Consider the following 18,121-nt stretch of genomic DNA (forward strand, 5'->3'; position numbering starts at 1 on the left):
CCTCAGGTCGGGACGGCGGACGCCCCGACCCTGCCCGCTAGGGCGCGGAGTCATTCGGCGGCGGCTACTTCTCCTCGGGGCGCGGCAGGCGCCGGGCCTGGCGGCGTCGGCGCAGCCCGCGCAGGGTGCGGACGGCGACCAGCAGCTCCGCGAGCTCCTGCCGCTCCCCGGCGGTGATGTCGGCCAGCTGGGCGGCCGCGCGGTGCTGCGCGGCGGCCCAGCCCTCCTCCCACCTCGACACCAGCTCGTCTGCGTCGTCGGTGTCCGCGGTGCGCAGGCTCAGCACGTCCTCGGTCAGCGAGGACTGCTCCATGGCGAGGTCGTCGCGCAGCGAGGCCCGGGCCATCGCGGGCCAGCGGCGGTCGCGGGGCAGGGCGGTCACCTGCTCGCGCAGGGCGACCAGGCCGAGCCGCTCGGCCAGTCGCTGCATGACCCGGCCGACCAGGGCCACGGGTGCCCCGGTGCGCTCGGCGACCACCGCGAGGTCGAGCGCGGCGGGCATCAGCGGTGCGGCCGCGACGCGGGCTGCGAGCTCCGCGGGCAGGCCGGCCTCCTGGAGCCGGGCGGCCCGGGACGCGTACGCCTCCGCCTCCCTGCCCAGCAGCCAACCGGGCAGCCCGCCGGCCACCTGCGCCACCGCGGGGGCGAACCGGGCGGTGACCTCCGCCAGGGGAGCCGCGGTCTCCGCGGTGAGGTCGGGCTGGCGGAGCAGCCAGCGGGTCGCCCGCTCGGCCAGCCGGGTGGCCTCGGTGCGCACCTCGACCTGGGTGGCGGCGGAGACCTGGTTGTCGAGCGGGCGGACGGCGTCCCACAGGCCATCGATGCCGAACACCGCCCGCGCCACCGCATGCGCCCGGACGACCGCCGGCAGCGGCACGCCGGTCTCCTCCCCCAGCCGGAACAGGCCGGTGACGCCGGCGATGTTGACCGCCCGGTTGGTCAGCGCGGTGGCGATGATCTCACGGCGGAGCGGGTGGCTGGTGACCGCGGCGGGGAACCGGTTGCGCAGCGGGGCGGGGAAGTAGCCGATCAGCAGCTCCTCCAGGGCCGGGTCGTCCGGCAGCGGGGAGGCCAGTACGGCGTCACCGGTCTGCAGCTTGGCGTAGGCCAGCAGCACCGACAGCTCCGGGCTGGTCAGCCCCTGCCCGTCGCGACGGCGCTCGGCCAGACCGCGGGCGTCGGGCAGCGCCTCCACCGAACGGTTGAGCCGCCCCGACCGCTCCAGCGACCGGATGAACCGCTCGTGGGAGTCCAGCAGGCTGCGCGCCGCCGCGGCCTCCCCGGCGAGGGTCGCGTTCTGCGCGTGGTTGTCGGTGAGGACGGCGGCGGCGACGTCGTCGGCCATCTCGCCGAGCAGCGCCGCCCGGCCCTCGGCGTCGATCCGCCCCTCGTCGACCACCCGGTTCAGCGCGATCTTGATGTTCACCTCGTGGTCGGAGGTGTCGACGCCGGCCGAGTTGTCGATGGCATCGTTGTTCACCCGGCCACCGGCCAGCGCGTACTCGACCCGGCCCCGCTGGGTGAGGCCGAGGTTGCCGCCCTCCCCCACCACCCGGACCCGCAGCTGCCCGCCGTCCACGCGCACCGCGTCGTTGGCCTTGTCCCCCACCTCGAGGTGGCTCTCGGTCGCGGCCTTCACGTACGTGCCGATCCCGCCGTTGAACAGCAGGTCCACCGGCGCGAGCAGCACCGCGCGGATCAGTTCGACCGGGCTCAGCGCCGTCACGTTCCCGGGCAGCCCGAGGGCGACCCGCATCTGCTCGGACACCGGCACGGTCTTGGCCGTGCGCGGCCAGACGCCACCGCCCTCGCTGATCAGCGAGGTGTCGTAGTCCGCCCACGACGACCGGGGCAGCGCGAACAGCCGACGGCGCTCGGCGAACGACGTCGCGGCGTCGGGCGTGGGGTCGACGAACACGTGCCGGTGGTCGAACGCCGCCACCAGCCGGATGTGCTCGGAGAGCAGCATGCCGTTGCCGAACACGTCCCCGGACATGTCGCCGATGCCGACGACGGTGAAGTCGTCGCGCTGGACGTCGAGGTGGAGCTCGCGGAAGTAGCGGGTGACCGACTCCCAGGCCCCGCGGGCGGTGATGCCCATGGCCTTGTGGTCGTAGCCGACCGAGCCGCCCGAGGCGAAGGCGTCGCCCAGCCAGTAGCCGCGCTCCAGCGCCACCTCGTTGGCCAGGTCGGAGAAGGTCGCCGTCCCCTTGTCCGCGGCGACGACCAGGTAGCTGTCGTCGCCGTCGTGGCGGACCACCTTCGGCGGCGGGACGACCCGGCCCTCGACCAGGTTGTCGGTGAGGGACAGCAGCGCGCCGATGAACAGCCGGTAGCAGGCCTGCCCCTCGGCGAGCACCTCCTCGCGGGAGGCCCCCTCCCCCGGCGGGCGCTTGACGACGAAGCCACCCTTCGCGCCGGTGGGCACGATGACGGTGTTCTTCACCATCTGCGCCTTCACCAGCCCCAGCACCTCGGTGCGCAGGTCCTCCCGGCGATCGGACCAGCGCAGCCCGCCACGGGCGACCTTGCCGAACCGCAGGTGCACGCCCATCACGCGGGGTGAGCTCACCCAGACCTCGTGCGCGGGCCGGGGCTCGGGGAGATCGGGCACCTCCGCCGGGTCGAGCTTGAGAGCCAGGGGGGTGGGCTGGGTCGACGACGTGGCGTAGTACGTCGTCCGCTGGGTGGCGGTCACCGCGGCCAGCAGGGAGCTCAGCACCCGGTCGGCGTCGAGCGAGGCGACCTCGCCGATCGAGCGGCGCAGCGCCTCGACCAGATCGGCCTGCCGAGCGTCGCGGCCGGTCACCCGGCCCGGCGAGAAGCGGGTCTCGAACAGCGCCACCAGCCGGGCGACCACGCCGGGGTGGGCGGCCAGGGTCTGCTCGACGTACGCCTGGCTGAACGGCAGCCCGGCCTGGCGCAGCCACTGCACGTAGGCCCGCACCACCGTCACCTGCCGCCAGTTCAGCCCGGCGAGCATGACCAGCGCGCCCAGGCCGTCGTCCTCGGCGTCCCCGCGCCACACCGCGGCCACGGCCTCGGTGAACCGCTCCGGCAGGGAGCGGACCAGCGGTAGCTCGACCTGGGGGACGGCGACGCCGAAGTCGTAGATCCAGGTGGGTGGCGCCCCGATCCGGTCGATCTCGTAGGGCCGCTCGTCGACGACGTCGACGCCCATGTTCTGCAGCATGGGCAGCATCTGCGAGAGCAGCAGCCGCTCGCCGACCCGGTACACCGACAGCCGGCGTTCCCCCGGGGCCGCACCGGTCGGCGTCCACAGCCGCAGCGACAGGTCGCCGGGAGCGAGGCCGTCCAGGCGCTCGAGGTCCTCGACGGCGCGCTCGGCGGGGAAGTCCTCCTGGTAGGCGGCGGGGAAGGCGTCGGCGACCCGGGAGAACACTCTCTCCGCGTCCGCGCCGAAGCGCGCCGAGAGGGCAGCGGACAGGTCGTCGGTCCAGCTGCGCGCGACCGCGGCCAACTCGGCCTGCAGCCCCTCGACGTCCACGTCCACCGGGGGCGCCGAGCGCTGCCTGCCCACCGGCAACCGGACGACGAAGTGCAGCCGGGCGAGCACCGACTCGGTGGACCGGGCGGTGAACTCGATGCCGGAGCCGCCCAGCCGCTCGAGCAGCAGCCGCTGCATCGCGAGCCGGACCTCGGTGGTGTACCGGTCGCGCGGCAGGTAGACCAGCGCGGACCAGAACCGCCCGGTCGGGTCCTGCCGGAGGAACAGGCGGGTCTGGCGCCGCTCCTGCAGGTGCAGGACCGCCATCGCCACCGGCAGGAGCTCGTCGGCCCCCACCTGCATCAGCTCGTCGCGGGGGTAGGTCTCCAGGATGTCGAGCAGCTGCTTGCCGGTGTGGCTGTCGGCCGGGACGCCGGAACGGCGGACCACCTCGGCGACGCGGCGGCGCACGAGCGGGACGTCGAGCACGCTCGTGCCGTACGCGGTGGACGGGAACAGCCCGACGAACCGGCGCCGTCGGGTCTCGCCATCGCTGTGCGGCAGGGTGACGGCGACCAGGTCCAGCCACGCCCGGCGGTGCACCGTCGAGCGCGTGTCGGCCTTGGTGACCGTGAGCCGGTGGCGCCCGGTGAGCCCCGGGGCCTCCGGCGGGGCGGTCGCCGAGCGGGCCATGTCGGTGTCGCTGCGGAGAACTCCGAGGCCCGTCCCGGGCACCGGCCGGGCGACGGCGTCCACTCCTGCGGTGATCTCGACGTCGCGGGCGCCGAGGAGCACGAAGTTGCCCTCGGCGAGCCAGCGGAGCAGCGCTGCGGCCTCGGCGGGGTCGTCGGCGGGATCATCGGCAGCCTCCGGGCCGGCCCCGCTCACCGGGCCCAGCTCGTCGAGCTCGGCGGCGAGGGCGACCATCCGGGCGCGCATCCGGTCGCCGTCCTCGTGGACGGCACGCACGTCGTCGAGGACGGCGCGCAGGCCCGTCACCAGGTCACCGGCCGCCTCGCCGTCCAGCGGGCCGTCGAGCACGACGGCCATCCACGACTCGGCGACGGCATCGTCACCGCAGGCAGCGGCGTCCAGGCTGTCGCACAGGGCGGTGATCCGGCCGCGGATGTCGCGGCGGACGACCAGCAACGGGTGGACCACGTGCTCGAGCCGGAATCCCTGGCGGACCACCTCGGCGGTGACCGAGTCGACCAGGTACGGCATGTCGTCGGTGACGAGCCGGATCACCGTCCGGCCGGCGCCCTGCCCGCGCGGGACGGCCTGCACGTCGACGATGGCTGCGCCGACCGGGCGGACCTCGGCGAGGGAGAGGTGCCCGAGGGCGAGCGCGGCCAGCTGGGCAGGATCGGTGGCGAGGACCTCCTCGGCCGGTTCGCTCCAGTAGTACCGGCGCAGGAACGCCGGCAGGTCGTCGGCGGTGCAGCCCGGAGGGAGCGCCGGCGACCCGCGGCCGGCCTCGGCGACGGCGGCGCGGGCCGCCTCGCGCAGGAGCAGCTTCTTCTCGTCGCGGCCGGCCTCGAGGGCGGCGAGCTCGGTGAGGGAGCCGCCCCCCGGCCCGCCGTCCCGGTCGCGCACCGGGGTCCCCGGGGCGACACCGGTGTCACTGGCCATGTCAGGCCACGCTACTGCCCACTGAGACCGTCGTCACGGCGGCGCGGGACCAGTGCGAGTACGAGGGGCTGCTCAGCGGTCGAGCAGCTGATCCGCGACCCAGCCGGCCACGGCGAGGATCAGCCCACCGATGACGGCCGTGCCGAAGCCGTCGACCATCAGGCGATCGGTGATCGCGGCGGTGAGCCCCAGCAGCGCGGCGTTGATCAGCAGCAGGAACAGCCCGAGCGTGAGCAGCACGAAGGGCAGCGACAGCAGGCGCAGGATCGGCCCCACGATGGCGTTGACCACGCCGAAGATGAGGGCGATCCACAGGTAGGTGCCGAACTCGCCCAGTGGCGCGTCGGGGTTCGGCACGACCTCCAGCCCCGGGAGCACGTCGAAGTAGGTCAGGGCGTAGAAGACCGCCCCGAGGATGACCACCTTGAGCGCGAACTTGATCACGTGGTCACGCTAGCGGCGGCGCGCGGCCGATCGTGGGATCTCCGTACATCTGGCGCCGTCTAGCTCTGGAGCTAGAGAGCCCCAGAGCGGGGTCGACCGTCGGGGAGTGCCCGGCGAGGCCGTCTCGCGAGCGCCGTATGACTGCGTCTAGCGACTGCGCTAGACGAACCGATACGGACCTCGCGACGGCGCGCGGTCTCCCCGGTGCACCACCCGTCCCACGCGACACGCGGTGAGCGCCTTCTACGAATCTCTACGGCGAACGCTAGAGAAGCCCATACGGTGCTCGGCATGGACCCCGTGCGGAACCCCTACGCCCCGGGCGCCGGCCAGCGCCCGCCCGAGCTGGCCGGCCGCGACGGCGAGCTCTCCGCGTTCGACGTCGTCCTGGAGCGCATCGCCCGGGGCCGGCCGGAGCGGTCGCTGGTGCTCACCGGGTTGCGCGGCGTGGGCAAGACGGTGCTGCTCAACCAGCTTCGCTCCGCAGCCATCTCGCGCGGCTGGGGCACCGGCAAGATCGAGGCGCGGCCTGAGCAGTCGCTGCGCCGCCCCATCTCCTCGGCACTGCACATGGCGCTGCGGGAGCTGGGGCCCCGCCACGGCGACCAGGAGTCGGTCGCCGAGGTGCTCGGGGTGGTCAAGGCCTTCGCGCAGCGGGTGAACACGCCGGAGGCCAAGGTGCGCGACCGCTGGCAGCCGGGCATCGACGTCCCCGCGGCGACCGGGCGGGCCGACTCCGGCGACATGGAGATCGACCTGGTGGAGCTGCTCAGCGACGCCGCCGGGGTGGCCGCCGACATCGGCAGCGGCATCGCCCTGTTCATCGACGAGATGCAGGACATCCAGGCCGACGACGTCTCGGCCATCTGCGCGGCCTGCCACGAGCTCTCCCAGCAGGGGGCGCCGCTGATCGTCGTCGGCGCCGGGCTCCCCCACCTGCCGGCGGTGCTCTCGGCCTCGAAGAGCTACTCGGAGCGGCTGTTCCGCTACCTGCGGATCGACCGGCTGGAGCGCGAGGCCGCCGACCGCGCGCTGCTCGCGCCCGCCGAACGGGAGGACGTCACCTTCGAGCCCGCCGCGCTGGACGCCCTCTACGAGGCGGCCGACGGCTACCCCTACTTCGTGCAGGCCTACGGCAAGGTCACCTGGGACGTCGCCGCCTCCTCCCCCATCACCCCCGCCGACGTCGCGATGGCCGCGCCGGTCGCCGAGGCCGAGCTCGCCGTCGGCTTCTTCGGCTCGCGCTACGACCGCGCCACCCCCGCCGAGCGCGAGTACATGCACGCCATGGCCGAGCTGGGCGGCCCCGGCGGCACCGCGGTGGCCACCTCCGAGGTCGCGGTCGCCCTCGGCCGCAAGCCGGCGTCCCTCTCCCCCGCCCGCGACTCGCTGATCAAGAAGGGGCTGGTCTACTCCGCCGAGCGGGGCCAGATCGCCTTCACCGTGCCGCACTTCGGCCGGTACCTGCTGCGCCACCCGGACTGACGGAGTCCTGCACCCGCACCGCACCGCACCGGGAACCGGGCCCGGCCGCACGAGGGCGCGCACGGTCCGGGAACGGGATCCCACCTGCCGGGAGGGAGCGGGTGATGCCGCACACAGCACGTCGCCACCGCGCCCGAGGGGGTTGACAGTCACCCGGGCGGGGCACCACGAGACGGTCGTGCAGCCGAGTCGAGGGGGAGGCATGGGGCGACTCGCGTGGCCGGTGCGACCGTTACCGGACGGACGCGGCGAGGTGTGGCGCTGGCGGCTCGGCGCCCTTGCCGAGCTCCCTGCGGCCCGGGCGGCCCTCCGCTCCCGGCTCCGGGACGTGGGGCACCCGCCCGCCGACGACGAGTGCGGCGAGCAGCTTGTGCTCGCCTTCGACGAGCTGGCCTCCAACGCCCTGCGCCACGGGGAGCACCCCGTGGTGGCCACCGTGGTGGCCGGCAGCGGCGGCTGGCTGCTCGACGTGAGCGATCGTGCGCCGGAGGCGATGCCCGCACCCACGGCCGACCGCGACCCGGCCCGGGGCGGCATGGGCCTGCAGCTGGTGGCCCGCCTGTCGGTGGCTCACGGCTGGTACGTCGACGAGGAGTGCAAGCACGTCTGGGCCTGCCTGCCGACCGAGAGCGAGAACCGGGCGCCCGCTCTCACCTGACCACCTGTTCCACGTGCAACACGGCGAGACCCCCGTCGCCCGGAGGCGGCGGGGGTCTCGCCGTGCACGACCGTCGGCCGCGGTGCGTCACGGCGAGTGGGCCCCGGAGGGGTCCGGGATGCCATGACGGAGCGGCTCAGCGCCGCCCGGGGACGGCACCTGACCGCGGTGCGGTCCGGAGGACCGCCATGTCATCGCCTCACGGCACGACGAAGGAGATCGCTCCCTTGCCGTAGGTGGGCACCTCGATGGCGAGGTCCACCCGGTTGAAGGCGGAGAGCATCCCGGCGAGGTCACCGGGCAGCTCCTCGCCCGGGGCGTACAGCTTGTGCAGCTTCGAGTGCGGGGCGCCCGCGGTGTTGAACAGCGCGGAGAGCACGTTCACCACCTCGTGCAGCGCCTCGACCTGCATGCCAGTGAGCTCGCCGTCCTCCTCGACCGCGTCCTGCGCGCCCCCGGGGGGCAGCAGGGCGAGGGCGGAGCCGGTGTAGGCGGCCGCACCCAGGTCCATGAGGCAGAGCGCGTTCACGCCCATCTGGGGGTCGACGTAGACGGCGACCGCCACCGGCTTCTCCGGCGTCGGCGTCACCGGCGCCCCGGGGGAGACGGTGACCGGCCGGCCGACCAGGCCGGTGAGCATGTCGCGGATGTCCTTGGCGGCGGGCAGCTGCACGGTGCCGGCGGGGGCGGTCATGCGATCACCCCGTCCAGGTGCTCCTTGAAGGTGTCCTCGTTGAACGGCTTGGCGATGAGGAACAGCGCGCCGGCGTTCGCGGCCTTCTCCCGCATCTCCGGGGAACCCTCGGAGGTGACGAAGCCGAAGGGGACCGCCGAGCCGGAGGCCCGCAGCGCCTGCAGGCACTCGATACCGGTCATGTTGGGCATGTTCCAGTCGGACAGGACCAGGTCCGGCTTCTCCGCCGAGACCTTGGCCAGCGCGTCGGCGCCGTCCTCGGCCTCGACGATGTCGTGGTCGTCGTAGCCGGCCTGGCGCAGCGTGCGGATGACGATCTGCCGCATGACGCGGCTGTCGTCGGCGATCAGGATCTTCACAAGGACACCTCGTTCTCGCGGGTGGGGGTGGGGACAGGCAGTGGCGGGAGGGCGCCCTGCACGGAGATGGCGATCGGCTCGCCGCGCCAGACGACGTCGATGCGGCAGACGTCGGCCGGGTTGCGCACCAGCGGTGCGTTGCCGACCTGGGGCAGGCTCAGGGCCGAGTGGCCGGGCAGCGCGGCCTTGACGCTGCCGCCGACCACGTTGGCGATCTCGCCGAACGCATCCGCGACGTCCTCGCCGTCGAGCACAGCCGGAGCGTGCTCGCGCAGCAGGGCACGCGAGAGCTCCTCGGCGGTGGCGCGGGCGGTGGTCAGCACGACGCTGCCGGTCCACGGGCCGACGATGTCGACCCAGCTGGACAGGATGTCGGCGGGCAGGTCACCGGGCACCGGGACGAGCACCTCGTCCTCGCCGACGAGCGAGATCCAGGCCTCCTGCGCGATCGACAGGACGGTGTCCCCATCGATCAGGTCGGCGATGACGGGGCGGGCGTCGCCGGCGCGACGACGCTCGCCCGTGTCCATGGCGGTCACAGGGAGACCTCCTGCGGGAGCAGGCCGAGCAGCGCGAGCTTGTCGCGGAAGGCGTCGGCGGTGAACGGCTTGATCATGTACTCGTGGGCGCCGGCGGCCAGGGCGCGGACGATCTGGGTGTGCTCGCTCTCCGAGGTGACCATCATCATGGTCATCCGGCGCCAGGCCGGGTTGGCGCGCACGGCGGAGACGAACTGCAGCCCGTCCATCACCGGCATGTTCCAGTCGATGGTCGCCAGGTCGGGGACCCAGCCCTCGTCCAGCACGTCGAGGGCGGCGCGGCCGTGCTCGGCATCCCGGACCTCGTAGCCGAACCCGGTGAGGATCCCGGTGACGATCCGGCGCATCGCGCGCGAGTCGTCGATCACCAAGGCACGCATGTCAGGCCCCCTTCAGTGGGCGGTAGGCGGAGCTGCGGCCGATGACGACCCGCTCCCAGGAGTCGTCGACGCCGAGGGTGGTCTCGGCGGCGCCGAGGAACAGCCATCCGTCGGGTCGCATGAGGTCCCGCACGCGGCGGAGGATCGACTGCTTGGTGGGCAGGTCGAAGTAGATGAGGACGTTGCGCAGGTAGACCACGTCGAACGGGCCCATCCGCGGCAGCGGCGCCGCCAGGTTGCACTCGCTGGCGTTGACCATCCGCCGGAGGTTGGCCGACACCTCCCACTCCGTGCCGGCCCGGGTGAAGTGCCGGACCAGCATGGGGGCCGGCAGGCCCCGGTTGACCTCGAGCTGGCTGAACCGGCCGGCGCGCGTGCGCTGCACCATCTCGCGGGAGAGGTCGGTCGCGGTGATCGAGACGCGCGAGGCGGCGTTCGGCAGCGCGTCGTCCAGAAGCATGGCGATCGTGTACGGCTCCTGCCCGCTGGAGCAGGCGGCCGACCAGATCTGCAGGCGCTCGCTCGGGCCGCGGGCCTGCAGCAGCGCCGGGAGCACGGTCGAGGTCAGCGCGGTGAACGGGTCACCATCGCGGAACCAGGACGTCTCGTTGGTGGTGAGCGCCTCGACGATCTTGCGGGTCTCGTCGGCGCTCGGCCGGGTCCGCACCGACTCGACCAGCTTGGTGACGTCGGCGAGGCCCATCTGCCGGGCGATCGGGAGGAGACGCGCCTCCACCAGGTACTCCTTGCCCGGCTGGAGGACGATGGCGCTCTCCTTGCGGACGAGTTCTCGGACCCAGTCGAAACTGGTCGCGGTCAGGCTCATCGACGACCTCCCACGGCCATAGCTGTTGCGTTGTTCAGGGGTGCGGTACCGGCGAGGTGCCGCTGGATGGCTTCGGCGATGCGGTCGAGCGGCAGCACCTCGTCGGCGTAGCCGGCCTGGGCGACGGCGCCGGGCATGCCCCAGACCACCGACGTCGCCTGGTCCTGCACGACGACCGTGCCGCCTGCGTTGCGGATCTCGCCGCAGCCGTTGCGCCCGTCGGCGCCCATGCCGGTCAGCACGACGCCGAGCACGGCACCGTCGAAGGCGGCCACCGCCGAGCGGAAGAGCGGGTCGACCGCCGGGCGGCAGAAGTTCTCCGGAGGGCCCTGGTTCAGCGAGGTGGAGAAGCCTGCGCGGCCGTTGGCGCGGACGACGAGGTGGTGGTCACCGGGGGCGAGGTGCACGGTGCCGGGCACCAGCGGGGTGCCGTCGACGGCCTCCACCACGCGCAGCGGGCTCAGCCGGTCGAGCCGCTGGGCGAACTGCCGGGTGAACACCGGCGGCATGTGCTGGGCCAGCAGCACCGGCACGGGCAGGGTGGCCGGCAGCGCGGGGAGGACCCGGGCGAGAGCCTCGGGTCCACCGGTCGAGGACCCGATGACCAGGACCGCCGGCTTCTTGCCCGGCCCGGTTCGTGGCACGGCCGGGCGCGGCGGCGGGGGCGGGGGCGCCTGGGTGGTGGCCCGCGACGGCGTCATCGGCCGGCCGGTGAGGGCCTTGATCCTGGGGATCAGCTGCTCGCGGACGCTCTCCATGGACTGCGCCACGCTGCCGACGTTGGCCGGCTTGGTCACGTAGTCGTTGGCGCCTGCGGAGAGGGCGTCGAGCGTCGCGGTGGCGCCGCGCTCGGTGAGCGTGCTGAACATGACGATCGGCACGCGGTTGCGCGCGCCGCGGATGGCCCGCACCGCCTCGATGCCGTTCATCTCCGGCATCTCGATGTCCATCGTGATGAGGTCGGGCTTGAGCTGCTCGAGCTTGCCGAGGGCCACCTTGCCGTTGACGGCGGTGCCCACGACCTCGATCCCCGGGTCCGCGGAGAGCACGTCGGTGACGATCTTGCGGACGACGACCGAGTCGTCGACCACCATCACCCGGATCGGGTTCACACGTCCTCCTGGCCCCTGCCCGCGCCGACCGGCGGGCTCGTTGTCTGTATCGGCATCTCCGCGTCGGGCTTGAGCCCTTCGGCGGTACGGCCCCCGACGTCCGCCGATTCGTTCGGGAACGGACGCCAGGAATGCTGCAGCACGGCGCCAGAGAAAGACGGAGCTGCCGACCGGCGACCGTTCTCGGCATTCCGGGGAATGGCCGTGGACGGTGCGCGGACAGGAGAACGAGAACGCCGGATCCTCTGGAACGCCGCAGCCCGTCCTGGTCGTGGTGGATCCCGACCAGGGCGGGCTGGTGCTGCCTCAGAGTCTCGGCGGGAGAGGGCCGGGCTACAGCCGACACGCGAAAAGGTCTGACGCTATTTTTTGGCCGTCAATGGGGTGTCGACAATGCCCACTCGACGACCGTGACGGTCGTGGTCGACATGTGCCCCGGAAATGGTCGGCCACCGGGGGATCGCGGACCGATGCGGACCGCAGCGGCCGGTCAGGACAGGATGCCGACCCGACGCCCGGGGGCGCGGAGCACCGCGGCGCTCTCACTGCCGAGCAGATCGTCGAGGACCAGTGCCTGGACGCACCCGGCCACGGCGTTCCAGGCACCGGCGGCGCCGTCGTGCAGGTCGAAGCCGCCGTCGAGGAACGCCTGGACGGCGAGCAGCTGCGCGGCGGCCAGCGCCCGGGTGCGCCCGGAGACGTGCGCTCCCCACGAGGCCTCGTGCATCGCGGTGGCCCAGGGACGGTGGGCGGCGCGCCCTTCGTCCACGGCCGCACGCCAGCGCGACCGCCCCGCGTCGTCCAGGTCGCGCACGGCGGCGAGGAAACCGTTCAGTTCCGCGGCGTGCTCCAGCCCCCACCCGGCGGGGCCGGCCAGCGGGCCGGTGTCGAGGGCGCGGTCGAAGGCGGCGGTCAGCTCGCGGCGCACGAGGGGCGGCAGCACCCCGGCGGCCCAGAAGCCGACGGCGGCGTCGGCCAGGACGTCGGCGGCCTGCTCCCAGGTGTCGGCGTCCAGCCGGCCGGAGAGGGCGTGCTCGGGGCCCAGGACGTCCTCGCGGAGCAGCCGCTCCAGCGTGGGGGCGTCGCCGATGGTGCCCATCTCCAGTTGGCGGACGAGCAGGGCGGTGCGGTCCCCGGCGCCCTGGGCGGCGTCGGCGGCGGTGCGCACGTGGGGCACCGCGGCGGCCATCTCCCGCGCCCGGCGCGACCGGACCGCCCGTACGCCGCGCTGCTCACGGTCCAGGCCGCGGGCGGGGTGGACGCCGGCGAGGCGGCTGATCGCCGGCTCGTCGGCCCCCAGTCCGGCGAGCAGCACCTCGGCGACGGCCCGGCCGCCCGGAAGACGGACGAGGTCGAAGCCGAGGGTGGCGGCACTGACCAGCGAGTAGGGCACGACGCCTCCACGGCTCCGACAACGGGACGGACCCATGCTGGCTGCCCGGGCAGGGCAGCACCATGCGCCCGTCACCCCATCGCAGGAGCGCCTGTACACCTACAGCGCGTGTCGCACCGTGTGCGGTCAGCGATTGATCACTGAGCGTCATCGATCGCTACCCGAGGTGCTGGCGTGGCCGTCCCCGTCGTCTCGTCCCCGGCCGCCCGCCGCCGAACGCACGAGCGGCGGGGAGGTGGTCCTCCCCGCCGCCCGGTGCTGCGGTGTCGCGCCTGGTCGTGGCGTCCTCCGGAGGAGGACGAACCGCTACGCGCTGACGGCCTTCTGGACGTCCAGCGCCAGCAGCAGCTTCCCGTCGAGCTTGTAGGCGCCGCGGATGAGGTCACGGGCCTGACCCTCCAGGGTGTCCGGCGGCGCCTCGAAGTCGCTGGCGTCGACGTCGACCACGTCGGCGATGGAGTCGACCAGCATGCTGACCGCCTCGCCGTGCAGCCGGACGACGATGACGACGGGGTCGGTGCCCTCCGGACGCGGCGGCCGGCCGAGCCGCTCACGCAGCTCGATCGCGGTGACCACCTGGCCACGCAGGTTGATCAGGCCGGCGACCGCCGTCGGCGCGAGCGGCACGCGGGTGAGCTGCTGGCTGCGCAGCACCTCCTGCACGTGCTCGACCTCGATGCCGTACAGGTCGCCGTCCAGCCGGAAGGTGGCCAGCTGACCGCTGGTCGCCGGCGCGAGGGTGTGGGTCGAAGCGGTCACGTCAGACCTCCAGCAGAGCGGTGGGGACGCCGTCGGGCGTCGTCGTGGGAGGAGCGGAGTAGAACGCCGGGTCGGCGGCGAGGATCGCGGCCCGGACGTCGAGCAGCTCGGTCACCTTGTCCCCGAGGACGGCCGAGCCGAGCAGACCCATGTCGTCGATGTCGCTGCGCACAGCGGCCTCGCCGTCGACGATGTCGAGGATCTCCTCCACGACGATGGCGACGCTGCGGCCGTGGTCGGCGTAGACGATGACCTCGAGCACCTCCCGGTCGCTCTCCCCGTAGGCGCCCAGGTGCCGGTCCAGCCGGACCATCGGCAGGATGGCGCCGCGGTACTGGACGACCTCCCGGTTGCCGACCTTCTCCACCGCCTCGGTGCGGACCTGCTCGAGGCGGGTGACCGTGTCGAGCGGGATGGCCACCCGGCGACCTCCCCCGATGGCCGCCAGCAGCATCCGCTGCCGGTCGGTCTCGGCGGAGGCGACCTGGAGCGAACCGGCCCGCGCCTCCTGCCGGTCGGTGGTCTCGGTGCGCAGGGCACGGCGGGCGAGCGCCTGCACGTCGAGGATCAGCGCCACGGTGCCGTCACCGAGGACGGTCGCCCCGGAGTACAGGCCGATCGCCTTCAGCTGGCCGCCGACCGCCTTGACGACGATCTCCTCGGTGTTGATGACCCGGTCCACGACCAGGCCGAAGCGCCGGCCCTCGGAGCGCAGGACCGCGATGACGACGTGCCCGTCGTGCCGCTCGGAGGTCAGACCCAGGACATCGGTGAGCCGGACCAGCGGGAGCAGCTCGCCGCGGAGGCGGTACACCTGCGCCCCACCGACCTCCTCGACGGCGTTGACGGCCTTCTCGGCATCCAGCGACACGAGCTCCTGCAGGCTGATCTGCGGGATCGCGTAGCGGTCGGTCGCGCACTCCACGGTCAGCGCCGGCACGATCGCCAGCGTCAGCGGGATGCGCAGCCGGCAGACGGTGCCCACCCCCGCGTCGGACTCGACCTCGATCGTGCCGCCGATGGACTCGATGTTGGTCTTGACGACATCCATGCCGACGCCGCGGCCGGAGACGTTCGTGACCGCCGCGGCGGTGGAGAAGCCGGGCAGGAAGATCAGCTGCAGGATGTCCGCCGGGCTCATCCGGGACAGTGCGTCGGCGGTGAGCAGGCCGCGCTGGACGGCCTTGGCGCCGAGCTTGACCGGGTCGATGCCGGCACCGTCGTCGGCCACCTCGACCACGACCTGGCCGCTCTCGTGCCGCGCGCGGAGGGTGAGGACGCCCTCGGCGGGCTTGCCGGCCTTCTTGCGGTCCTCGGGTGCCTCGATGCCGTGGTCGACGGAGTTCCGGACGAGGTGGGTCAGCGGGTCCTTGACGGCCTCGAGGAGGGTCTTGTCGAGCTCGGTGTCCCGTCCCTCCATCTCCAGGCGGATCGACTTCTTCAGCTGGAGGCCGAGGTCGCGGACGACGCGCGGCAGCTTGGACCAGATGTGGTCGATGGGCTGCATGCGCGTCTTCATGACGCCCTCCTGCAGCTCGCTGGCGATCAGGTTCAGCCGCTGGGAGGCGCGGATTAGGTCGGTGTCGGTCTGCCGCGCGACGTTCTGCACGATCTGGTTGCGGGTGAGGACCAGCTCGCCGACGAGCAGCATGAGCTCGTCGAGCAGGTCGACGTCCACGCGGATCGTGCTGTCGGCGACGGCACGGCGGACCTGACCGCCGGCGGCGGCGTCGGCGGGGACGGCCTCCCCCTCGGGGTGGTCGACGGCGACGGACTCGGACACCGGGTGCTCCTCGGTGACGGGGGCCGGGGTGAACGGCTCCTCGGGCAGGTCGGCCCGCAGGTCATCCTGCGGGCCCTCGGGCAGCTCCTCGACGACGGGAGCGAGGACGGGCTTGGCCCGTGGGGCGCGCTTGGCCGGCGCCTTGGCGGCGGCGGGCTTGGCGGGGGCCTTCGCAGGGACCTTCGCGGCCGCCTTGGCCGGCGCCCTGGTGGGCGTCTTCTTCGCGGGCGCCTTCTTCGCCGGGGCCGCCGCAGCGGGCCCCGCGGCCACGGGGGCCTCGGCAGCGGGGGCCTCGACCGTGGCGGCCGGGCCGTCCTCCATGGCGGCGCTGATGGCGGCGACGACGGCGGAGACGTCGACCGAGCCCTCGCCGCCGGAAGCCTCGATCGAGGTCAGCAGCGACCGGACCGTGTCCACCATCTGCAGCAGCACGCTGGTGCGCTGGGGCGTCAGGGCGAGCTCACCGTCGCGCAGGCGGGACAGCATGTTCTCGCCGACGTGCGTGACCTCCTCCAGGCGGTTGAACGCCAGGAAGCCGCTGGTGCCCTTGATGGTGTGGATGGTCCGGAAGATGCTGGACAGCCGCTCACGGGAGTTCGGTTCCTGCTCGAGCGCGACCAGGTCGGTGTCGAGCTGGTCGAGGTTCTCGTGGCTCTCGACGAGGAACTCCTCGACGATGTCGTCCAGACCGTCCACTGCTGCCTTCTCTCTCATCGCGGCGGAGCACAGTCGGCCCCGTTGGGTCATCGGCGGATCGGCCGCGGATTCAAGGTGAACCCGCACCGCACCGGTCAGCCGTGTTATCGGCAGTTCATCGCCCGCCACCGACCCCCCGGCCGGGGGAAGACCCCGCCCCCGAGCCCGTGAGGGGCTGGCGGGACGGGATCTCCCCGGGGCCGGCCTCAGTAGGTGAAGCGGCCGACGGTGGTGCGCAGGTCGGCGGCCATCCGGGACAGCTCGTCGACGGCGGTGCGGGTCTGGGTCAGCGCCTGGGTGGTCGAGTCCGCGGCGGTCGACACCCCGGAGATGTTCTCCGCGATCTGCGTCGTGCCACCGGCGGCCTCCTGCACCGACCGCGACATCTCGTTCGTCGTCGCCGTCTGCTCCTCCACCGCGGACGCGATGGTCGTCTGCCGGTCGGAGATCTGCGCGACGATCTGGGAGATCTCCCCGATCGCGGTCACCGCCGCGGTGGTGTCGCCCTGGATCGCCTGCACCCGACGGGCGATGTCCTCGGTCGCCTTCGCCGTCTCCTGCGCCAGCTCCTTCACCTCGTTGGCCACCACGGCGAAGCCCTTGCCGGCCTCACCCGCCCGCGCGGCCTCGATGGTGGCGTTCAGGGCGAGCAGGTTCGTCTGCTCCGCGATGCTCGTGATGACCTTGACGACGTTGCCGATCTCGGCCGAGGACTCCCCCAGCTTCGCCACGGTCGCCGTCGTCGTCTCTGCCGCCGTCACCGCACGCGCCGCCACCTCGCTGGCCTCCGCCGCGTTGGTCGCGATCTCCCGGATCGAGGCACCCATCTGCTCCGCGCCCGCGGCCACCGTCTGCACGCTGCGGGACACCTCCTCCGCGGCACCGGACACCACACCCGACTGCGCCGCGGTCTCCTCCGCACCCGCCGAGATCTGCGCCGACGACGCCGACAGCTCCTCGCTGCTCGCCGCCACCGCATCCGCCGAGGACGCCACCGTCCCGAGCACCGTGCGGAGGTTCGCCACCGCGTCGTCCAGGGCGCTGCCCATCCGGCCGAGCTCGTCCTGGGAGGTCAGCCCGCTGGTGCGGGTCAGGTCACCGGCGGCCAGGCCCGTCGCGACGTCCTGCACCTTGCGGGCGGAGCGGGCGATGCCCGTGGCCACGTAGAGGCCGCCCGCCAGCGCCAGGGCGATCCCGACGACCATGATGACGATCGACAGGACGCGCTGGCTGTCGTACTCGCTGCGGATCGCGGCGGCCGCCTCGCTCGCCTCCTCGGCCTCCATGTCCCGCAGCGCCCTGATCCCCCCACGCATCTTCTCGGCGAGCGGCGTCCCCTGCTCCGCGTTGGCACTCATCCAGCTGGCGAAGTCCTGCTTCTGCGCATAGGGGACGAGGACGTCCTTCTGGAACGCGACAAAGGTGTCGACGTCGGCGTGGATCCCGTCGAGCATGTCGAGCTTCTCGGGTGCGCTGGTCCCGGCGCGGTACTCGTCGAGAGCGGCCTGGAGCTCGGCGCTGAGGTTGTCGATGTCGGCGATCCTGGCCGCCGGGTCCGTGCCGAGGACCGTGTCGCGCAGGTTGACCCGCATGTCACCGAGCAACTCGTCCATGTCGGCGGCGGCCGCGACGCCCAGCAGGTTGTCGTCGTACAGCTGATCCGCCGACGTGGCCGACGCGCTGAGGGCCTGGAGCCCCAGCACCCCGATGGCGCCGGCGACGACGCCCGCGGCCGAGACGGTCGTGAGGACCTTGGTCTTCACCGATCGGTCGCCCCACCAGGAGAGCGGTGAGCGGGAGGGCTCCGTGGCGTGAGTGGAACGAGCGGCGGCGGACATGACGGTTCTCCAGGAATAGGGCAGCGGGGTGGGCCGAGGACTTCGTCGGGAAGCGAACGAAACACCTCGGTGGAG

14 protein-coding genes are annotated in these 18,121 nt (G+C 73.2%); 2 read left to right on the forward strand and 12 right to left on the reverse strand.

The features are described 5' to 3' along the window. Positions 1-64: 64 nt before the first annotated feature. On the reverse strand, positions 65-5,080 hold the full coding sequence (locus ACI799_RS15365; RefSeq protein WP_456590168.1) for an NAD-glutamate dehydrogenase: 5,016 nt from the start codon (positions 5,078-5,080) through the stop codon (positions 65-67). A 72-nt stretch (positions 5,081-5,152) separates the two neighbouring features. Further along, positions 5,153-5,524 (reverse strand): phage holin family protein, encoded by a 372-nt coding sequence (locus ACI799_RS15370; protein ID WP_456590167.1) that lies wholly within the window; start codon positions 5,522-5,524, stop codon positions 5,153-5,155. Between the two features lie 291 nt (positions 5,525-5,815). On the opposite strand from ACI799_RS15370, the gene ACI799_RS15375 reads away from it, so the two are divergent. Both ACI799_RS15375 and ACI799_RS15380 read left to right on the forward strand, forming a co-directional pair. Further along, complete coding sequence (locus tag ACI799_RS15375) at positions 5,816-7,009, forward strand: AAA family ATPase (protein ID WP_456590166.1); 1,194 nt, start codon at positions 5,816-5,818, stop codon at positions 7,007-7,009. A gap of 202 nt (positions 7,010-7,211) precedes the next feature. Continuing rightward, on the forward strand, positions 7,212-7,667 hold the full coding sequence (locus ACI799_RS15380; RefSeq protein WP_456590165.1) for an ATP-binding protein: 456 nt from the start codon (positions 7,212-7,214) through the stop codon (positions 7,665-7,667). Between the two features lie 199 nt (positions 7,668-7,866). Here the strand turns inward: ACI799_RS15380 and ACI799_RS15385 are convergent, their stop codons facing one another. The 10 genes from ACI799_RS15385 to ACI799_RS15430 form a co-directional block, all read right to left on the reverse strand. Continuing rightward, positions 7,867-8,361 carry a hypothetical protein gene (locus ACI799_RS15385; protein ID WP_456590164.1) on the reverse strand — a complete coding sequence of 165 codons (495 nt, stop codon included), beginning with the start codon at positions 8,359-8,361 and terminating at the stop codon, positions 7,867-7,869. Further along, positions 8,358-8,720, reverse strand: a complete 363-nt coding sequence (locus ACI799_RS15390; RefSeq protein WP_456590163.1) for a response regulator — start codon at positions 8,718-8,720, stop codon at positions 8,358-8,360. The genes ACI799_RS15385 and ACI799_RS15390 overlap by 4 nt, the downstream gene beginning before the upstream one ends. Then, positions 8,717-9,250, reverse strand: coding sequence for a chemotaxis protein CheX (locus ACI799_RS15395; RefSeq protein WP_456590220.1), 534 nt, complete (start codon positions 9,248-9,250; stop codon positions 8,717-8,719). The genes ACI799_RS15390 and ACI799_RS15395 overlap by 4 nt, the downstream gene beginning before the upstream one ends. A gap of 5 nt (positions 9,251-9,255) precedes the next feature. Next, on the reverse strand, positions 9,256-9,639 hold the full coding sequence (locus tag ACI799_RS15400) for a response regulator (RefSeq protein WP_456590162.1): 384 nt from the start codon (positions 9,637-9,639) through the stop codon (positions 9,256-9,258). A 1-nt stretch (position 9,640) separates the two neighbouring features. Beyond that, the gene (locus ACI799_RS15405) at positions 9,641-10,465 is read right to left on the reverse strand and encodes a CheR family methyltransferase (RefSeq protein WP_456590161.1); all 825 of its coding nucleotides are present in this window, start codon (positions 10,463-10,465) and stop codon (positions 9,641-9,643) included. Continuing rightward, positions 10,462-11,577 carry a protein-glutamate methylesterase/protein-glutamine glutaminase gene (locus ACI799_RS15410; RefSeq protein ID WP_456600046.1) on the reverse strand — a complete coding sequence of 372 codons (1,116 nt, stop codon included), beginning with the start codon at positions 11,575-11,577 and terminating at the stop codon, positions 10,462-10,464. Before ACI799_RS15410 ends, ACI799_RS15405 begins: the two co-directional genes overlap by 4 nt. A 490-nt stretch (positions 11,578-12,067) precedes the next feature. Beyond that, positions 12,068-12,970: a hypothetical protein gene (locus tag ACI799_RS15415; RefSeq protein WP_456590159.1), complete on the reverse strand. Its 903-nt coding sequence runs from the start codon at positions 12,968-12,970 to the stop codon at positions 12,068-12,070. Between the two features lie 306 nt (positions 12,971-13,276). Continuing rightward, positions 13,277-13,729: a chemotaxis protein CheW gene (locus tag ACI799_RS15420; RefSeq protein WP_456590158.1), complete on the reverse strand. Its 453-nt coding sequence runs from the start codon at positions 13,727-13,729 to the stop codon at positions 13,277-13,279. Between the two features lies 1 nt (position 13,730). Then, complete coding sequence (locus ACI799_RS15425) at positions 13,731-16,208, reverse strand: chemotaxis protein CheW (RefSeq protein ID WP_456613418.1); 2,478 nt, start codon at positions 16,206-16,208, stop codon at positions 13,731-13,733. Positions 16,209-16,414: 206 nt separating this feature from the next. Further along, positions 16,415-17,971: a methyl-accepting chemotaxis protein gene (locus ACI799_RS15430; protein ID WP_456613419.1), complete on the reverse strand. Its 1,557-nt coding sequence runs from the start codon at positions 17,969-17,971 to the stop codon at positions 16,415-16,417. Between the last annotated feature and the right edge of the window lie 150 nt (positions 17,972-18,121).

Source organism: Blastococcus sp. SYSU DS0753, assembly GCF_054051175.1.